The organism is Pseudomonas sp. GT1P32 (genome assembly GCF_054897805.1).
The window spans coordinates 5,850,238-5,866,524 of sequence record NZ_CM142704.1 but is presented as its reverse complement, the minus strand read 5'-3'; the positions used below and the strand labels follow the sequence as shown (position 1 = coordinate 5,866,524).

At 59.8% G+C, this 16,287-nt stretch carries 13 protein-coding genes; 12 read left to right on the top strand and 1 reads right to left on the bottom strand.

The genetic code is table 11. The features are described 5' to 3' along the window. The first annotated feature begins 330 nt into the window (after positions 1-330). The 12 genes from arcD to ACYZUC_RS26785 all read left to right on the top strand — a co-directional run bounded on the left by arcD (position 331) and on the right by ACYZUC_RS26785 (position 14,851). Entirely contained in the window at positions 331-1,758 is a 1,428-nt protein-coding gene (gene arcD, locus ACYZUC_RS26840; protein WP_461991493.1) for an arginine-ornithine antiporter, read from the top strand. A gap of 35 nt (positions 1,759-1,793) precedes the next feature. Continuing rightward, positions 1,794-3,050 (top strand): arginine deiminase, encoded by a 1,257-nt coding sequence (gene arcA, locus ACYZUC_RS26835; RefSeq protein WP_461991491.1) that lies wholly within the window; start codon positions 1,794-1,796, stop codon positions 3,048-3,050. Positions 3,051-3,119: 69 nt separating this feature from the next. Next, on the top strand, positions 3,120-4,130 hold the full coding sequence (locus tag ACYZUC_RS26830) for an ornithine carbamoyltransferase (protein WP_008027820.1): 1,011 nt from the start codon (positions 3,120-3,122) through the stop codon (positions 4,128-4,130). 143 nt (positions 4,131-4,273) lie between these two features. Beyond that, the gene (gene arcC / locus ACYZUC_RS26825; RefSeq protein ID WP_461991489.1) at positions 4,274-5,203 is read left to right on the top strand and encodes a carbamate kinase; all 930 of its coding nucleotides are present in this window, start codon (positions 4,274-4,276) and stop codon (positions 5,201-5,203) included. A 12-nt stretch (positions 5,204-5,215) separates the two neighbouring features. Next, a complete protein-coding gene (locus tag ACYZUC_RS26820; protein WP_008027817.1) occupies positions 5,216-5,578 on the top strand; it encodes a DUF5064 family protein in 363 nt (120 codons plus the stop codon). A gap of 203 nt (positions 5,579-5,781) precedes the next feature. Next, entirely contained in the window at positions 5,782-7,290 is a 1,509-nt protein-coding gene (locus ACYZUC_RS26815) for a sigma-54-dependent transcriptional regulator (RefSeq protein ID WP_461991486.1), read from the top strand. Between the two features lie 419 nt (positions 7,291-7,709). Continuing rightward, positions 7,710-8,093, top strand: a complete 384-nt coding sequence (gcvH, locus tag ACYZUC_RS26810) for a glycine cleavage system protein GcvH (RefSeq protein WP_008027813.1) — start codon at positions 7,710-7,712, stop codon at positions 8,091-8,093. Between the two features lie 11 nt (positions 8,094-8,104). Continuing rightward, complete coding sequence (gene gcvP / locus ACYZUC_RS26805) at positions 8,105-10,957, top strand: aminomethyl-transferring glycine dehydrogenase (RefSeq protein ID WP_461991484.1); 2,853 nt, start codon at positions 8,105-8,107, stop codon at positions 10,955-10,957. Positions 10,958-11,119: 162 nt separating this feature from the next. Next, positions 11,120-12,496 carry an L-serine ammonia-lyase gene (locus ACYZUC_RS26800; protein ID WP_461991482.1) on the top strand — a complete coding sequence of 459 codons (1,377 nt, stop codon included), beginning with the start codon at positions 11,120-11,122 and terminating at the stop codon, positions 12,494-12,496. Positions 12,497-12,537: 41 nt separating this feature from the next. Continuing rightward, positions 12,538-13,662: a glycine cleavage system aminomethyltransferase GcvT gene (gcvT, locus tag ACYZUC_RS26795; protein ID WP_223451742.1), complete on the top strand. Its 1,125-nt coding sequence runs from the start codon at positions 12,538-12,540 to the stop codon at positions 13,660-13,662. Positions 13,663-14,053: 391 nt separating this feature from the next. Then, a complete protein-coding gene (locus ACYZUC_RS26790; RefSeq protein WP_007977299.1) occupies positions 14,054-14,266 on the top strand; it encodes a cold-shock protein in 213 nt (70 codons plus the stop codon). Between the two features lie 96 nt (positions 14,267-14,362). Next, positions 14,363-14,851 carry an RDD family protein gene (locus tag ACYZUC_RS26785; protein ID WP_192417086.1) on the top strand — a complete coding sequence of 163 codons (489 nt, stop codon included), beginning with the start codon at positions 14,363-14,365 and terminating at the stop codon, positions 14,849-14,851. A gap of 136 nt (positions 14,852-14,987) precedes the next feature. Here ACYZUC_RS26785 and nadA read toward each other — a convergent pair whose 3' ends face one another. Continuing rightward, on the bottom strand, positions 14,988-16,046 hold the full coding sequence (nadA, locus tag ACYZUC_RS26780; protein ID WP_008038662.1) for a quinolinate synthase NadA: 1,059 nt from the start codon (positions 16,044-16,046) through the stop codon (positions 14,988-14,990). Positions 16,047-16,287 lie beyond the last annotated feature (241 nt).

Sequence of the window (16,287 nt, the reverse complement as noted above, 5' to 3'; positions counted from 1 at the left end):
ATTTATAGCGGATGATTCTATTAGCGTCTTGGCAAAGAGCGAATTTGTGGGTCAATCTTAATTAATCGATTCCCTAACTGAAACCGGCGTCAAAAATTTGCGGAAAGCAGAAAACGAACTAGCGTAAAAGTTCCAAGCAATTGGAGTTATTCCTTTTGTATGAATCAAGGCCTCTGGACCGGGCTTTTCCGGAAAAACAGTTATGCCCGGAAAAGGTTCATAAGTCTTTCATTAACAATGGAATGTAGCCATGCACTGATCTAAGTCAGCTGACTGAATTGCTAACAGAACTACTCTGTTGTCTCTCTTCTCCTGCATTGGAGTCATGCAATGTCTGAATCCCCCGGAAAACTGAAACTCGGTGCACTTGTTGCGTTGGTTGTCGGCTCTATGATTGGTGGCGGGATATTTTCCTTGCCCCAGAACATGGCCGCCAGTGCCGACGTCGGCGCGGTGCTGATCGGTTGGGCCATCACCGCTGTCGGCATGCTGACACTCGCCTTCGTGTTCCAGACACTCGCCAACCGCAAACCGGATCTGGACGGCGGTGTTTACGCCTACGCCAAGGCCGGATTCGGCGACTACATGGGTTTCTCCTCCGCGTGGGGTTACTGGATCAGTGCCTGGCTCGGTAACGTCGGTTACTTCGTCCTGCTGTTCAGCACCCTCGGCTACTTCTTTCCGATCTTCGGCGAAGGCAATACCGTTGCCGCGGTAATCGGCGCATCGGTGCTGCTCTGGGGCGTGCACTTCCTCGTCCTGCGCGGGATCAAGGAAGCGGCGTTCATCAACCTGGTGACCACCGTCGCCAAGGTCGTGCCGCTGCTGCTGTTTGTGCTGATCGCGATTTTCGCCTTCAAGCTCGACATCTTCACCGCTGACATCTGGGGCGTGAAAAACCCCGATCTGGGCAGCGTGATGAACCAGGTGCGCAAAATGATGCTGGTCACCGTCTGGGTGTTCATCGGCATCGAAGGCGCGAGCATCTTCTCGGCCCGCGCGGAAAAGCGCAGCGATGTCGGTAAAGCCACCGTGATCGGCTTCATCACCGTGCTGTTGTTCCTGGTGCTGGTGAACGTGCTGTCGCTGGGCATCATGACCCAACCGGAACTGGCGAAACTGCAGAACCCGTCGATGGCGGCGGTGCTGGAGCACGTGGTCGGTCACTGGGGCGCGGTGCTGATCAGCGTCGGCCTGATCATTTCCCTGCTTGGTGCGTTGCTGTCATGGGTGCTGCTGTGTGCGGAGATCATGTTCGCCGCCGCCAAGGACCACACCATGCCGGAATTCCTGCGCAAGGAGAACGCCAACCATGTGCCGGTCAATGCCTTGTGGCTGACCAACGCGATGGTGCAGCTGTTCCTGATCATCACGTTGTTTTCCGCCAGTACTTACCTGTCGCTGATCTACCTCGCCACTTCAATGATTCTGGTGCCGTATCTGTGGTCCGCGGCTTATGCACTGCTGCTGGCGGTGCGCGGCGAGAGTTATGAAAACGACCCGGGCGAACGCTCGAAGGATTTGCTCATCGGTGCCATTGCGGTGATCTACGCGGTCTGGCTGGTCTACGCAGGGGGCACCAAATACTTGCTGTTGTCTGCCCTGCTCTATGCGCCCGGCGTGATCCTGTTCGCCAAGGCCAAGCGAGAACTCGGCAAACCGATTTTCACCAACGTCGAGAAGCTGATTTTTGCAGCCGTCATCGTGGGCGCCCTGGTGGCGGCTTACGGGCTGTATGACGGCTTCCTGACCCTGTAACACCCGATTGTTTTGTCATCTGGAGGATCACTGTAATGACCACGGAAAAAGTTAAGTACGGCGTACATTCCGAAGCCGGCAAACTGCGCAAAGTCATGGTTTGCTCCCCCGGCCTGGCCCACCAGCGGCTGACCCCGAACAACTGCGACGAACTGCTTTTCGATGATGTGCTGTGGGTTGCCCAGGCCAAGCGTGACCATTTCGATTTCGTCACCAAAATGCGCGAACGCGGGGTCGACGTGCTGGAAATGCACAACCTGCTGACCGACATCGTCGCGATTCCTGAAGCCCTCGACTGGATTCTGGAACGCAAGGTCACCGCCAATTCGGTCGGTTTGGGGTTGATCGATGAAACGAAGTCATGGCTGCGCAGCCTGGAGCCGCGCAAGATTGCAGAGTTCCTGATTGGCGGCGTCTCCGCCGATGACCTGCCGGACAGTTTCGGCGGCAAGACCATCCAGATGTTCCGCGATTTCCTCGGCCACTCCAGCTTCATTCTGCCGCCGCTGCCCAACACCCAGTTCACCCGCGACACCACGTGCTGGATCTACGGCGGCGTGACGCTGAACCCGATGTACTGGCCGGCGCGCCGTCAGGAAACCTTGCTGGCCACCGCGATCTACAAATTCCACCCGCAGTTCACCAACGCCGACTTCGAAATCTGGTACGGCGATCCGGACCAGGAACACGGCAGTTCCACCCTTGAAGGCGGCGACGTCATGCCGATCGGCAACGGCGTGGTGTTGATCGGCATGGGCGAACGCTCATCCCGTCAAGCCATCGGCCTGTTGGCCCTGAACCTGTTCAAGAACAAGGCCGTCGAAAAAGTCATCGTCGCCGGTCTGCCGAAGTCCCGCGCAGCCATGCACCTGGACACCGTGTTCAGCTTCTGCGACCGAGACCTGGTGACGATTTTCCCGGAAGTGGTGAACCAGATCGTCGGCTTCACCCTGCGCCCGGACGAAGGCAAACAAGGGGGCATCGACATCCGTCGCGAAGAAGGCAACTTCCTCGACGTGGTGGCCAAGGCATTGAACCTCAAAGCGTTGCGCGTGGTGGAAACCGGCGGCAACAGCTTCGCCGCCGAACGCGAGCAGTGGGACGACGGCAACAACGTGGTGGCCGTGGAACCCGGCGTGGTGATCGGTTATGACCGCAACACCTACACCAACACCCTGCTGCGCAAGGCCGGTGTGGAAGTCATCACCATCAGCGCCGGTGAACTGGGACGCGGCCGTGGCGGCGGCCACTGCATGACCTGCCCGATCATCCGCGACCCTATCGACTACTAAACGACCATCCCCCCGGCCGCACTGACCCGGTAGCGGCCGGGCCGATTACCGAACTCAAGGAGAATCATCATGGCGTTCAACATTCACAACCGTAACCTGCTCAGCCTGGAGCACCACACGCCCCGTGAGCTGCGTTACCTGCTCGACCTGTCCCGCGACCTCAAACGCGCGAAGTACACCGGCACCGAGCAACAACACCTCAAAGGCAACAACATCGCGCTGATCTTCGAAAAAACCTCGACCCGCACCCGTTGCGCCTTCGAAGTCGCGGCCTACGATCAGGGCGCCAACGTCACCTACATCGACCCGAATTCCTCGCAAATCGGCCACAAGGAAAGCATGAAGGACACCGCCCGCGTGCTGGGGCGCATGTACGACGCTATCGAATACCGTGGCTTCAAGCAGGAAATCGTCGAGGAACTGGCCAAGTTCGCCGGCGTGCCGGTGTTCAACGGACTGACCGACGAGTACCACCCGACGCAAATGATCGCCGACGTGCTGACCATGCGTGAACACGCGGACAAGCCGATCCACGAGATCAGCTACGCCTACCTCGGCGACGCGCGCAACAACATGGGCAACTCGCTGCTGCTGATCGGCGCCAAGCTGGGCATGGACGTGCGCATCTGCGCGCCGAAAGCCCTGTGGCCGCTTGACGATCTGGTCTCGCGCTGCAAGAAATACGCGGAAGAAAGCGGTGCCCGCATCACCTTGACCGAAGACCCGAAAGCAGCGGTCAAGGGCGTGGACTTCATCCACACCGACGTTTGGGTGTCAATGGGCGAGCCGGTCGAAGCCTGGGCCGAACGCATCCAGCAACTGTTGCCCTACCAGGTCAACGCGGAACTGATGAAAGCCACCGGCAACCCGCGCACCAAGTTCATGCACTGTCTGCCGGCGTTCCATAACAGCGACACCAAGGTCGGTAAGCAGATTGCCGAGCAGTATCCGCACCTGTCCAACGGCATCGAGGTTACCGATGACGTATTCGAGTCGCCAGCGTGCATCGCCTTCGAGCAAGCGGAAAACCGCATGCACACGATCAAGGCGATCCTGGTGTCGACCCTGGCTGACCTGTAACGGCTGACCCGGCCTCCTGTAGGAGCCGGCTTGCCGGCGATGGCATCTCCTCGGTCTGTCAGATTCACCGCGGTGATGTCATCGCCGGCAAGCCGGCTCCTACAAGGACATCCGCAACCTCTCTGCTTTAGAAGGACTGAATCATGCGTATCGTCGTTGCTCTGGGCGGTAACGCCCTGCTCCGCCGTGGTGAACCCATGACCGCGGACAACCAACGCGCCAATATCCGGATCGCCACCGAACAGATCGCCAAGATCCATGCCGGCAACGAACTGGTCATCGCTCACGGCAACGGCCCGCAGGTCGGCCTGCTGTCGTTGCAGGCGGCGGCCTACACCTCGGTGTCGCCTTACCCGCTGGACGTGCTCGGTGCCGAAACCGAAGGCATGATCGGCTACATCATCGAACAGGAACTGGGCAACCTGCTGGACTTCGAAGTGCCCTTCGCCACGCTCCTGACCCAGGTCGAAGTCGACGCCAACGACCCGGCCTTCCAGAACCCGACCAAACCCATCGGCCCGGTGTACACCAAGGCCGAAGCAGAAAAACTCGCCGCCGAAAAAGGCTGGGCGATTGCCCCGGATGGCGACAAATTCCGCCGCGTGGTGGCCAGCCCGAGACCGAAACGCATCTTCGAAATCCGCCCGATCAAGTGGCTGCTGGAAAAAGGCAGCATCGTGATTTGCGCCGGCGGTGGCGGCATTCCAACGATGTACGGTGCCCACAGCAAGCTGCAAGGTGTGGAAGCGGTGATCGACAAAGACCTGTGCTCGGCGCTGCTGGCCGAACAACTGGACAGCGATTTGCTGGTGATTGCCACCGACGTCAGCGCGGCCTTCATCGACTACGGTAAACCCACGCAAAAAGCCATCGGCCAGGCGCACCCGGACGAAATGGAAAAACTCGGCTTCGCCGCCGGCTCCATGGGACCCAAGGTTCAGGCAGCCTGCGAGTTTGCCCGCCATACTGGAAAAGTCGCGGTGATCGGTTCACTCTCGGACATCGAGGCGATCGTCCAGGGCACGGCCGGCACCCGCATCAGCACGGCAAAACCTGGCATTACTTATTTGTAAGGAGAACCGTCAATGGCACAGTTCGAGCCCGGTCACCTGCACATTGAGCGCCACGCACTGACACCGGACGATGTCAGCTACAACGTGCACCTCGACTATGAAGTCAGCAAGAATCCCAAGGGGGAAAAAGGGATTCAATTCACCCTGCATGGCAGTATTCAAGGAAAGGACGTGAAAGAGCCGTTCTTTCTGCGCAAGGAGGAAGCCTACAACTTCGCCAACAACGTAACGAAAATCGCCGAGAAATACGGGATTCCGAAGACCCACAGCCAGATCGGCTCGGTCCACAAGCATTACGATCTGATGTTCGAAGACATCCGCAAGCAGCTGGATATGAAATCCGGCGACCCGGTGAACATCGAACACTTCGAATAGCCCTATTCCCCTGGATGAACGCTGTACCTGTAGGAGCCGGCTTGCTGGCGATCGCATCAACTCGGTTTGCCTGACTCACCGAGGCGATGCGATCGCCAGCAAGCCGGCTCCTACAGGTTGCGTGCGCATCAGCGGATTTCACCTGAACCCCTCCTCCAAGGCATACTTGCCACCCTCCGCACGTCAGATAAAAAAACCGCCCCATGCGTATCCACGTCAGCTTCATCGACCGCGTCGGCATCACCCAGGAAGTCCTGGCCCTGCTCGGTGGGCGCAATCTCAATCTGGATGCGGTGGAAATGGTCCCGCCCAACGTCTACATCGACGCCCCGACCCTGAGCCCGGACGTGCTCGAAGAACTGCGCGACGCCTTGCTCAGCGTACGCGGCGTGCAGGCCATGACGGTGGTCGACATCCTTCCCGGCCAACGTCGGCACTTGCAGCTCGACGCGCTGCTTGCGGCCATGACCGACCCGGTGCTGGCCCTGGACAGCGCCGGCAAGGTGCTGCTGGCCAACCCGGCATTGATTGCCTTGTACGGTCGCGAACCGGCCGGGGAAAGTGTCGCTGACCTGTTTGCCGATCCGGCATTGCTCGACGCCCTGCTGGAGCACGGCTTTCGCTTGCCGCTGCGGGAGATCACCGTCAACGGTCAGACCTTGTTGCTGGACGCCACGCCGATCACCGATGCCGGCGCCCTGCTGACGCTGTATCAACCGAACCGCATCGGCGAACGCCTCTCGGCGCTGCACCACGACCATGCCGAAGGGTTCGATGCGCTGCTCGGCGAATCCCCGGCGATTCGTACGCTCAAGGCCCGCGCGCAGCGGGTAGCAGCCCTCGATGCGCCGCTGTTGATCCAGGGCGAAACCGGCACCGGCAAAGAACTCGTCGCCCGGGCCTGTCACGCCATCAGCGCGCGGCACAGCTCACCGTTCCTGGCACTGAACTGCGCGGCATTGCCAGAGAACCTCGCCGAAAGCGAACTGTTCGGCTACGCCCCCGGCGCCTTCACCGGTGCACAACGGGGCGGCAAACCGGGGCTGATGGAATTGGCCAACCAGGGCACGGTGTTTCTCGATGAGATCGGCGAGATGTCGCCGTACTTGCAGGCAAAATTGCTGCGTTTCCTTAACGACGGCAGCTTCCGTCGGGTGGGCGGTGATCGTGAAGTGAAGGTCAACGTGCGGATCCTCAGCGCGACGCACCGCGACCTGGAAAAAATGGTCAGCGAAGGCTCGTTCCGCGAAGACCTGTTCTATCGCCTCAACGTGCTCAATGTCGAAGTCCCGCCGCTGCGCGAACGCGGCCAGGACATTCTGCTGCTGGCGCGCTATTTCATGCAGCAGGCCTGCGCGCAGATTCAGCGACCGGTGTGTCGCCTGGCGCCGGGCACTTACCCGGCGCTGCTGGGCAACCGCTGGCCGGGCAACGTGCGGCAATTGCAGAACGTGATCTTTCGCGCCGCGGCGATTTGCGAAAGCAGCCTGGTGGACATCGGCGACCTCGACATCGCCGGCACCTCGGTGGCGCGCCAGAGCGACACAGAAGTCGACAGCCTGGAGCAGGCGATGGAAGAGTTCGAAAAGACCCTGCTGGAAAAACTCTACGTCAGCTACCCCTCCACCCGGCAACTGGCCAGCCGCCTGCAAACCTCCCACACCGCGATTGCCCATCGGTTGCGCAAGTACGGCATTCCCAATAAGCCGTAATCGCTGTTGGTTCGAACGGATTCTTTCGATAAACCTCGACCTGTAGGAGCCGGCTTGCTGGCGATGGCGATGCTGAAGTACGCCATCGCCAGCAAGCCGGCTCCTACAGATCGTGGACAATCTGAAAACGACCTCCACCTGTACTGAAAGCGCTACAGCGGAACGATATCGATACACCCTCTTCGGATCACCGCTGTACAAGGCTTTGATCCACCTATACTTTTTTGTCCGCATTCGACTGTAGCGATTTCGCTACACCGGTCAAACAGTCACGCCCGCAAAAACTCTATAACTAATTGATTTATAACAATAAAATCAAATTGGCCGCGAAATTGCTTAGTAACCACTCATAAATCAGGGCTTACGCCCAAGCATTCAATCGCGTCCACCAGACGAGTCTGGCCCCCTTAGGAGTTTCCATGAGCGAATTGCGTTTTACTGAAGATCACGAATGGCTGCGTACCGAAGCTGATGGTTCCGTCACTGTCGGCATCACCGCTTTCGCGCAGAACGCCTTGGGCGACGTGGTTTTCGTACAACTGCCTGAGCTGCAGTCCTACGACAAAGGCGCAGAAGCCGCCACCGTGGAATCGGTAAAAGCCGCCAGCGGCGTGTACATGCCACTCGACGGTGAAGTGCTGGAAGTAAACCCGGCGCTGGACAGCAGCCCGGAACTGGTCAACGAAGATCCGCTGGGCGAAGGCTGGTTCTTCCGCTTCCAGCCAACTGACGCCTCGGCTGTTGCCAAACTGCTGGATCAGGACGCTTACGACCGTCTGATCAAAGCCAACGCCGAAGCCTGAGGAGCACGCACATGACTCAAATCAATCTGAGCACTGCCAACGAGTTCATCGCGCGCCACATCGGCCCGCGATCCGGCGATGAGCAAGCGATGCTCAACAGCCTCGGCTTCGACTCGCTCGAAGCCCTGAGCGCCAGCGTCATTCCGGACAGCATCAAAGGCACCAGCGTGCTCGGCCTCGAAGACGGCCTGAGCGAAGCCGACGCCCTGGCGTTGATCAAAGGCATCGCGGCCAAGAACCAGCTGTTCAAGACTTACATCGGCCAGGGCTACTACGGCACTCACACACCGTCGCCGATCCTGCGCAACCTGCTGGAAAACCCGGCCTGGTACACCGCCTACACCCCGTACCAGCCAGAAATTTCCCAGGGCCGTCTCGAAGCGCTGTTGAACTTCCAGACCCTGATCAGCGACCTGACCGGCCTGCCGATCGCCAACGCCTCGCTGCTCGACGAAGCCACTGCCGCCGCCGAAGCCATGACCTTCTGCAAGCGCCTGAGCAAGAACAAAGGCAGCCACGCGTTCTTCGCCTCCGTGCATTGCCACCCGCAAACCCTCGACGTGCTGCGCACCCGTGCCGAGCCATTGGGCATCGACGTCGTTGTTGGCGACGAGCTTGAACTGACTGACGTGACGCCGTTCTTCGGCGCCCTGCTGCAATACCCGGCCAGCAACGGTGACGTCTTCGACTACCGCGCACTGACCGAGCGCTTCCACGCCGCCAACGCACTGGTTGCCGTCGCCGCAGACCTGCTGGCCCTGACCGTGCTGACCCCGCCGGGCGAGTTCGGTGCTGACGTGGCCATCGGCAGCGCACAACGCTTCGGCGTGCCGCTGGGCTTCGGTGGCCCGCACGCGGCTTACTTCTCTACCAAAGATGCGTTCAAGCGCGACATGCCGGGCCGTCTGGTCGGTGTCTCCGTGGACCGTTTCGGCAAGCCGGCCCTGCGCCTGGCCATGCAAACCCGCGAGCAACACATCCGCCGCGAGAAGGCCACCAGCAACATCTGCACCGCGCAGGTTCTGCTGGCCAACATCGCCAGCATGTACGCCGTGTATCACGGCCCGAAAGGCCTGACGCAGATTGCCAACCGCATTCATCACCTGACCGCGATCCTCGCCAAGGGCTTGAGCGCACTGGGCCTGACCGTCGAGCAAGCCAGCTTCTTCGACACCCTGACCCTGAACACCGGCGCCAACACCGCCAAACTGCATGACAAGGCGCGTGCACAGCAGATCAACCTGCGCGTGATCGATGGCGAGCGTCTGGGCCTGTCCCTCGACGAAACCACTTCGCAAGCTGACGTCGAAACGCTGTGGGCCTTGTTTGCCGACGGTAAGGCGCTGCCAGACTTCGCCGCCCTCGCCGCTTCCGTGCAAAGCACCATCCCGGCTGCGCTGGTTCGCCAATCGCCGATCCTCAGCCACCCGGTGTTCAACCGTTATCACTCGGAAACCGAGCTGATGCGCTACCTGCGCAAGCTCGCGGACAAGGACCTGGCCCTGGATCGCACCATGATCCCGCTGGGTTCGTGCACCATGAAACTCAACGCCGCCAGCGAAATGATCCCGGTGACCTGGGCCGAGTTCGGTGCTCTGCACCCGTTCGCCCCAGCCGAACAAAGCGCCGGTTACCAGCAACTGACCGACGAACTGGAAGCGATGCTCTGCGCCGCCACCGGTTACGACTCGATCTCGCTACAACCAAACGCCGGTTCGCAAGGTGAATACGCCGGTCTGTTGGCCATTCGTGCTTACCACCAGAGCCGTGGCGAAGACCGCCGCGACATCTGCCTGATTCCGTCGTCCGCCCACGGCACCAACCCGGCCACCGCCAACATGGCTGGCATGCGCGTTGTCGTGACCGCCTGCGACGCACGTGGCAACGTCGACATCGAAGACCTGCGCGCCAAGGCCATCGAGCACCGCGAACACCTCGCTGCGCTGATGATCACTTACCCGTCGACCCACGGCGTGTTCGAAGAAGGCATCCGCGAAATCTGCGGCATCATTCATGACAACGGCGGCCAGGTGTACATCGACGGCGCCAACATGAACGCGATGGTCGGCCTCTGTGCGCCGGGCAAGTTCGGCGGCGACGTGTCCCACCTGAACCTGCACAAGACCTTCTGCATCCCTCACGGTGGTGGCGGCCCGGGTGTCGGCCCGATCGGCGTGAAATCGCACCTGACCCCGTTCCTGCCGGGCCACGCCCAGATGGATCGCAAGGAAGGCGCGGTCTGCGCAGCACCGTTCGGCAGCGCGAGCATTCTGCCGATTACCTGGATGTACATTCGGATGATGGGCGGCGCGGGTCTCAAGCGTGCTTCGCAACTGGCGATCCTGAATGCCAACTACATTTCCCGTCGCCTCGAAGAGCACTATCCAGTGCTGTACACCGGCAGCAACGGCCTGGTGGCGCACGAGTGCATCCTTGATCTGCGTCCGTTGAAAGACAGCAGCGGCATCAGCGTCGATGACGTTGCCAAGCGCCTGATCGACTTCGGCTTCCACGCCCCGACCATGTCGTTCCCGGTGGCGGGCACGCTGATGATCGAGCCGACCGAAAGCGAATCCAAGGAAGAACTGGACCGCTTCTGCGACGCCATGATCCGCATCCGCGAAGAAATCCGCGCAGTGGAAAACGGCACCCTGGACAAGGACGACAACCCGCTGAAAAACGCCCCGCACACTGCAGCGGAATTGGTCGGCGAGTGGTCCCATCCGTACAGCCGTGAGCAAGCGGTGTACCCGGTTGCGTCGCTGATTGAAGGCAAATACTGGCCGCCGGTCGGTCGCGTCGACAACGTCTTCGGTGATCGCAACCTGGTTTGCGCTTGCCCGTCGATCGAAAGCTACGCTTGATCTATAGGGGGCGGATTCTCTCGCCCCACTAGGACGCCACAAAACCCCGTAGGAGCGAGGCTTGCCCGCGAAGAGGCCATCAAGGTCGCCAAAAGCTTCGCGGGCAAGCCTCGCTCCTACGGGGTCGCGGTGCTCCTCATAACAAGAAACCGGAGAACAACCATGTCGTTAAGCGTGTTCGACCTGTTCAAGATTGGCATCGGCCCCTCCAGCTCCCATACCGTCGGCCCGATGCGTGCTGCTGCGCGTTTCGTCGAAGGTTTGCGCCGTGAAGGGCTGCTGGCCGCGACCACCTGCGTCAAAGTCGAGCTCTACGGCTCGCTCGGCGCCACCGGCAAGGGCCACGGCAGCGACAAGGCTGTGCTGCTCGGCCTGGAAGGTGAACACCCGGACACCGTGAACACCGAAACCGTCGCCGCCCGCCTGCAAGACATTCGTGGCAACGGTCGCTTGAACCTGCTCGGCGAACACAGCATTGCGTTCAACGAGAAAGAACACCTGGCGATGATCCGCAAACCGTTGGCCTATCACCCCAACGGCATGATCTTTCGCGCGTTCGACGCCGCGGGCCTGCAGATCCGCAGTCGCGAGTACTACTCGGTCGGTGGTGGTTTTGTGGTCGATGAAGACGCCGCCGGAGCCGACCGTATCGTCGAAGATTCAACCCCCCTGACCTTCCCGTTCAAAAGCGCCAAGGACCTGCTCGGTCATTGCACCACCTACGGCCTGTCCATCAGCCAGGTGATGCTGACCAACGAAAGCGCCTGGCGCCCGGAAGCGGAAACCCGCGCCGGCCTGCTGAAAATCTGGCAAGTGATGCAGGATTGCGTCGACGCCGGTTGCCGCAACGAAGGCATCCTGCCCGGCGGTTTGAAGGTCAAGCGGCGGGCGGCAGCGCTGCATCGGCAACTGTGCAAGAACCCAGAATCGTCGCTGCGCGATCCGTTGTCGGTGCTGGACTGGGTCAACCTGTACGCCCTGGCGGTCAACGAAGAAAACGCCAATGGCGGGCGCGTGGTCACCGCGCCTACCAACGGTGCAGCGGGCATCGTCCCGGCGGTTTTGCACTACTACATGCGCTTCATCCCCGGCGCCAACGAAGACGGCGTTGTACGTTTTCTGCTGACGGCTGCCGCCATCGGCATTCTCTATAAAGAAAACGCCTCGATCTCCGGCGCTGAAGTCGGCTGTCAGGGTGAAGTCGGCGTGGCCTGTTCGATGGCGGCCGGCGCGTTGTGCGAAGTGCTTGGCGGCACCGTGCAGCAAGTGGAAAACGCCGCCGAAATCGGCATGGAACACAACCTCGGCCTGACCTGCGACCCAATCGGCGGGCTGGTGCAAGTGCCTTGCATCGAGCGCAACGCCATGGGTTCGGTGAAAGCCATCAATGCCGTGCGTATGGCCCTGCGTGGCGACGGTCAGCACTTCGTCTCGCTCGACAAAGTCATCCGCACCATGCGCCAGACCGGCGCCGACATGAAAAGCAAATACAAGGAAACCGCCCGTGGCGGTTTGGCGGTCAACATTATCGAGTGCTGATGCGCGCTCACTGCATCTGCACACTTTTTCAGGAGCTGGATATGTCCACCGAACAACTGTTGAAAACTCCGTTGCACGCACTGCACATCGAACTCGGCGCCCGCATGGTGCCGTTTGCCGGCTATGACATGCCGGTGCAGTACCCGCTGGGCGTCATGAAGGAACACCAGCACACCCGTGATCAGGCCGGGCTGTTCGATGTTTCGCACATGGGCCAGATCCGCCTGACCGGCGCCAATGCCGCCAAGGCCCTGGAAACCCTGGTGCCGGTGGACATTATCGACCTGCCGGTGGGCATGCAGCGCTACGCCATGTTCACCAACGAGACAGGCGGCATCCTCGATGACCTGATGGTCGCCAACCTCGGTAACGACGAACTGTTCCTGGTGGTCAACGCGGCCTGCAAGGATCAGGACCTCGCGCACCTGCGCAAACACATCGGCGACCAATGCACCATCGAGCCGCTGTTCGAAGAGCGCGCACTGCTGGCCCTGCAAGGTCCAGCCGCCGTCACGGTGCTTGCGCGCCTGGCGCCTGAAGTGGCGAAAATGACGTTCATGCAGTTCGCCCGCGTGAAGTTGCTGGGCGTGGACTGCTTTGTCAGCCGCTCGGGTTACACCGGCGAAGACGGTTTCGAAATCTCCGTACCGGCTGCCAACGCCGAAGCGTTGGCCCGCGCCCTGTTGGCCGAGCCAGAAGTTGCGGCCATTGGCCTGGGCGCTCGAGATTCGCTGCGTCTGGAAGCCGGCCTGTGCCTCTACGGCCATGACATGAACACCGACACCACTCCGATTGAAGCGAGCCTGCTGTGGGCCATCTCCAAGCCTCGACGTGCCGATGGCGCGCGGGCCGGCGGTTTCCCTGGCGCTGAAACCGTGTTCGCCCAGCAGCAAGCCGGTGTCAGCCGCAAGCGTGTAGGCCTGTTACCGCAGGAACGTACACCGGTGCGCGAGGGTGCAGAGATCGTCAACGAAGCAGGCGACATCATCGGTAGCGTTTGCAGCGGCGGTTTCGGTCCGACCCTGAGCGGTCCTTTGGCCATGGGTTACCTCGATAGCGCTTATATCGCCATCGACACACCTGTGTTCGCAATCGTTCGTGGGAAAAAGGTGCCTTTGCTTGTAAGCAAAATGCCATTCGTTGCACAACGCTACTATCGTGGTTGATTGACTGTTTCTATAAGTAACGCGGTTGCGTTAACAGTGCACTAATGTGTAACGCAACCGCCATAAAACAGTGCAAGCTTTCGATTATGAACGCTGCTTATAACAATCGAAAACAATTGAACCGCCGCATCGAATAAGCCGGAACTAGTGAAACACTTATGGCCAGCAACCTGAGTAAATCCGGGCCTCTCACGGGGCTTGTTTTTTCTCCCGTAGTTGGCGTAGAGTTTGTTCACTGTGTTTGCATGGGTCGCTTGGAATCGTGACCTGGGCAGTAGCCTACAAGTTAGCTACATCCCGTTCGACGTCTTCTTACTCTCCTGCAACCAGCCCCAGTACTCTTTCATGAGAAGGAGACTGTCATTAATTTTTGCGTCAAAGGAAATAAGAAATGTCCCAACGTCAGAGCGGTACCGTCAAGTGGTTTAACGACGAGAAAGGTTTTGGTTTTATCACTCCAGAAAGCGGTCCGGATCTGTTCGTGCATTTCCGCGCTATTCAGGGCAACGGCTTCAAGAGCCTGAAAGAAGGCCAGAAAGTGACCTTCATCGCCGTGCAAGGCCAGAAAGGCATGCAGGCTGACGAAGTACAAGCAGAAGCCTAACCTTCTGTAACGAAAAAGCCCCTGATACTGATATCAGGGGCTTTTTTGTGCGCGTAAATCCGTAAAATGGCTTCTTTTTCCGTCGAGAGCCCTGCCATGTCGAAACACCTGCTCAACCCTCAGGGCGACTTTCCCGCCGCGACCCTGGGCCGTCGTCTGGCAGCGATGTTCTATGACTTTCTGTTGTGCACTGCCCTGCTGATCGTCACCAGCGGCCTCTACAAGATGATCCAGATGGCGATCATCGGCGAAGACAAAATGCGTACCCTGACCGAAGCTGGCGCACTGGACGGTGACCCGTTGCTGTCGACGGTGTTGTTGTTCGTGCTGTTCGGCTTCTTCGCCAAGTTCTGGACCTGGTCCGGCCAGACACTGGGCATGCAGGTATGGTGCATCCGCGTGCAGAACGCCGATGGCTCATCCATCAGCCTTTGGCAGGCCCTGCTGCGCTTTGTCGTGTCGATCGCATCCTTGCTGTGCGTCGGCCTTGGATTCATCTGGTCGCTGTTCGACAAACAGAAACGCAGCTGGCATGACATGTATTCGGGCACCCAGCTGGTGCGGATCCCGAAGAAAACCAAGTAAATTCGCACAGCACAAAAACCACTGTGGGAGCGAGCCTGCTCGCGAAGGCGGTGTATCAGTAAACATTAATGTCGACTGACACCCCCTCTTCGCGAGCAGGCTCGCTCCCACAGTTTTGCGCGTTGGCTGACAGCTTTTAAGCGTTCCCGGCCAGCTTCATCCGCGCAGCCTGAGTGAAGTCGAGCATCCGCTTCAACGGGCGAATCGCCTGAGGGATCAACGCCGGATCGACAAAGATCTCGTTCGCACCTTCTTTCAAGGCCTTCAGCGTGCGCTCAAGCGTATTCATCGCCATCCATGGGCAGTGCGCGCAACTGCGGCACGCCGCGCCGTTACCCGCTGTTGGCGCCTCGATGAACACCTTGTCCGGGCACAACTGCTGCATCTTGTAGAAGATGCCACGGTCGGTGGCAACGATAAGCGTCTTGTTCGGCAGACTCTGCGCCGCTGCAATCAACTGACTGGTGGAACCGACAGCGTCCGCCAGCTCGATCACCGAGGTCGGTGATTCCGGGTGCACCAGAATCGCCGCGTCCGGATACAGCACTTTCATGTCTTCAAGCTGCTTGGACTTGAACTCTTCGTGAACGATGCAGGCACCGTCCCACAGCAGCATATCCGCGCCGGTCTGGCGCTGAATGTAGGTGCCCAGGTGCTTGTCCGGGCCCCAGATGATCGTTTCGCCGTTATCCATCAGGCTTTCAACGATTTCCAGCGCGCAGCTTGATGTGACAACCCAGTCCGCCCGGGCCTTGACCGCTGCCGAGGTGTTGGCATACACCACCACGGTACGTTCCGGGTGCTGATCGCAGAACGCCGAGAACTCGTCCACCGGGCAACCCAGGTCCAGCGAGCAGGTCGCTTCCAGGGTCGGCATCAGCACACGTTTTTCAGGGTTGAGGATTTTGGCGGTTTCGCCCATGAATTTCACACCGGCTACCACAACGGTCTTGGCCGGGTGAGCATTGCCGAAGCGGGCCATCTCCAGCGAGTCGGAGACACAGCCTCCGGTTTCTTCAGCCAGGGCTTGAATAACCGGATCACAATAGAAGTGTGCGACCAGCACCGCGTCCTGAGCCTTGAGCTCGGCAGCAATGGCAGCGCGATAATAAGCCTCTTCCTCGACCGTCAGCGGCTTGGGCTGCTTGGCGTCGAGGTGGGCTTGAACCAGAAGGCGTTCGGAAATCTGCGTCATGTTCGCAAGACCTGCAAGCGCTTACGCGCGAAAGTCGAGTATACACCCGGCTCCGGACCCTTCAGGGGTACCGCCGGGAAAGTGAGTATTCATCAGGCATGGACAGCGTTGAAGCTGCGCAAGGCTACAGAATATCCCTTGGAGACAAAAGACCATTTCAAGCTGATTCCGATACACAACGCCTTGCAGGTCATGATTCTTGAAGCGAGAAATTTGCCAGTACTAACAGATTGAGTGGTGA

What these genes read in the sequence shown, in the direction of transcription:
- gcvT (WP_223451742.1), top strand. Translation starts at nt 12,538, where the DNA reads ATGTCCACCGAACAACTGTTGAAAACTCCGTTGCACGCACTGCACATC.
- ACYZUC_RS26800 (WP_461991482.1), top strand. Translation starts at nt 11,120, where the DNA reads ATGTCGTTAAGCGTGTTCGACCTGTTCAAGATTGGCATCGGCCCCTCC.
- gcvH (WP_008027813.1), top strand. Translation starts at nt 7,710, where the DNA reads ATGAGCGAATTGCGTTTTACTGAAGATCACGAATGGCTGCGTACCGAA.
- ACYZUC_RS26790 (WP_007977299.1), top strand. Translation starts at nt 14,054, where the DNA reads ATGTCCCAACGTCAGAGCGGTACCGTCAAGTGGTTTAACGACGAGAAA.
- nadA (WP_008038662.1), bottom strand. Translation starts at nt 16,046, where the DNA reads ATGACGCAGATTTCCGAACGCCTTCTGGTTCAAGCCCACCTCGACGCC.
- arcA (WP_461991491.1), top strand. Translation starts at nt 1,794, where the DNA reads ATGACCACGGAAAAAGTTAAGTACGGCGTACATTCCGAAGCCGGCAAA.
- ACYZUC_RS26830 (WP_008027820.1), top strand. Translation starts at nt 3,120, where the DNA reads ATGGCGTTCAACATTCACAACCGTAACCTGCTCAGCCTGGAGCACCAC.
- ACYZUC_RS26820 (WP_008027817.1), top strand. Translation starts at nt 5,216, where the DNA reads ATGGCACAGTTCGAGCCCGGTCACCTGCACATTGAGCGCCACGCACTG.
- ACYZUC_RS26815 (WP_461991486.1), top strand. Translation starts at nt 5,782, where the DNA reads ATGCGTATCCACGTCAGCTTCATCGACCGCGTCGGCATCACCCAGGAA.
- gcvP (WP_461991484.1), top strand. Translation starts at nt 8,105, where the DNA reads ATGACTCAAATCAATCTGAGCACTGCCAACGAGTTCATCGCGCGCCAC.
- arcC (WP_461991489.1), top strand. Translation starts at nt 4,274, where the DNA reads ATGCGTATCGTCGTTGCTCTGGGCGGTAACGCCCTGCTCCGCCGTGGT.
- arcD (WP_461991493.1), top strand. Translation starts at nt 331, where the DNA reads ATGTCTGAATCCCCCGGAAAACTGAAACTCGGTGCACTTGTTGCGTTG.
- ACYZUC_RS26785 (WP_192417086.1), top strand. Translation starts at nt 14,363, where the DNA reads ATGTCGAAACACCTGCTCAACCCTCAGGGCGACTTTCCCGCCGCGACC.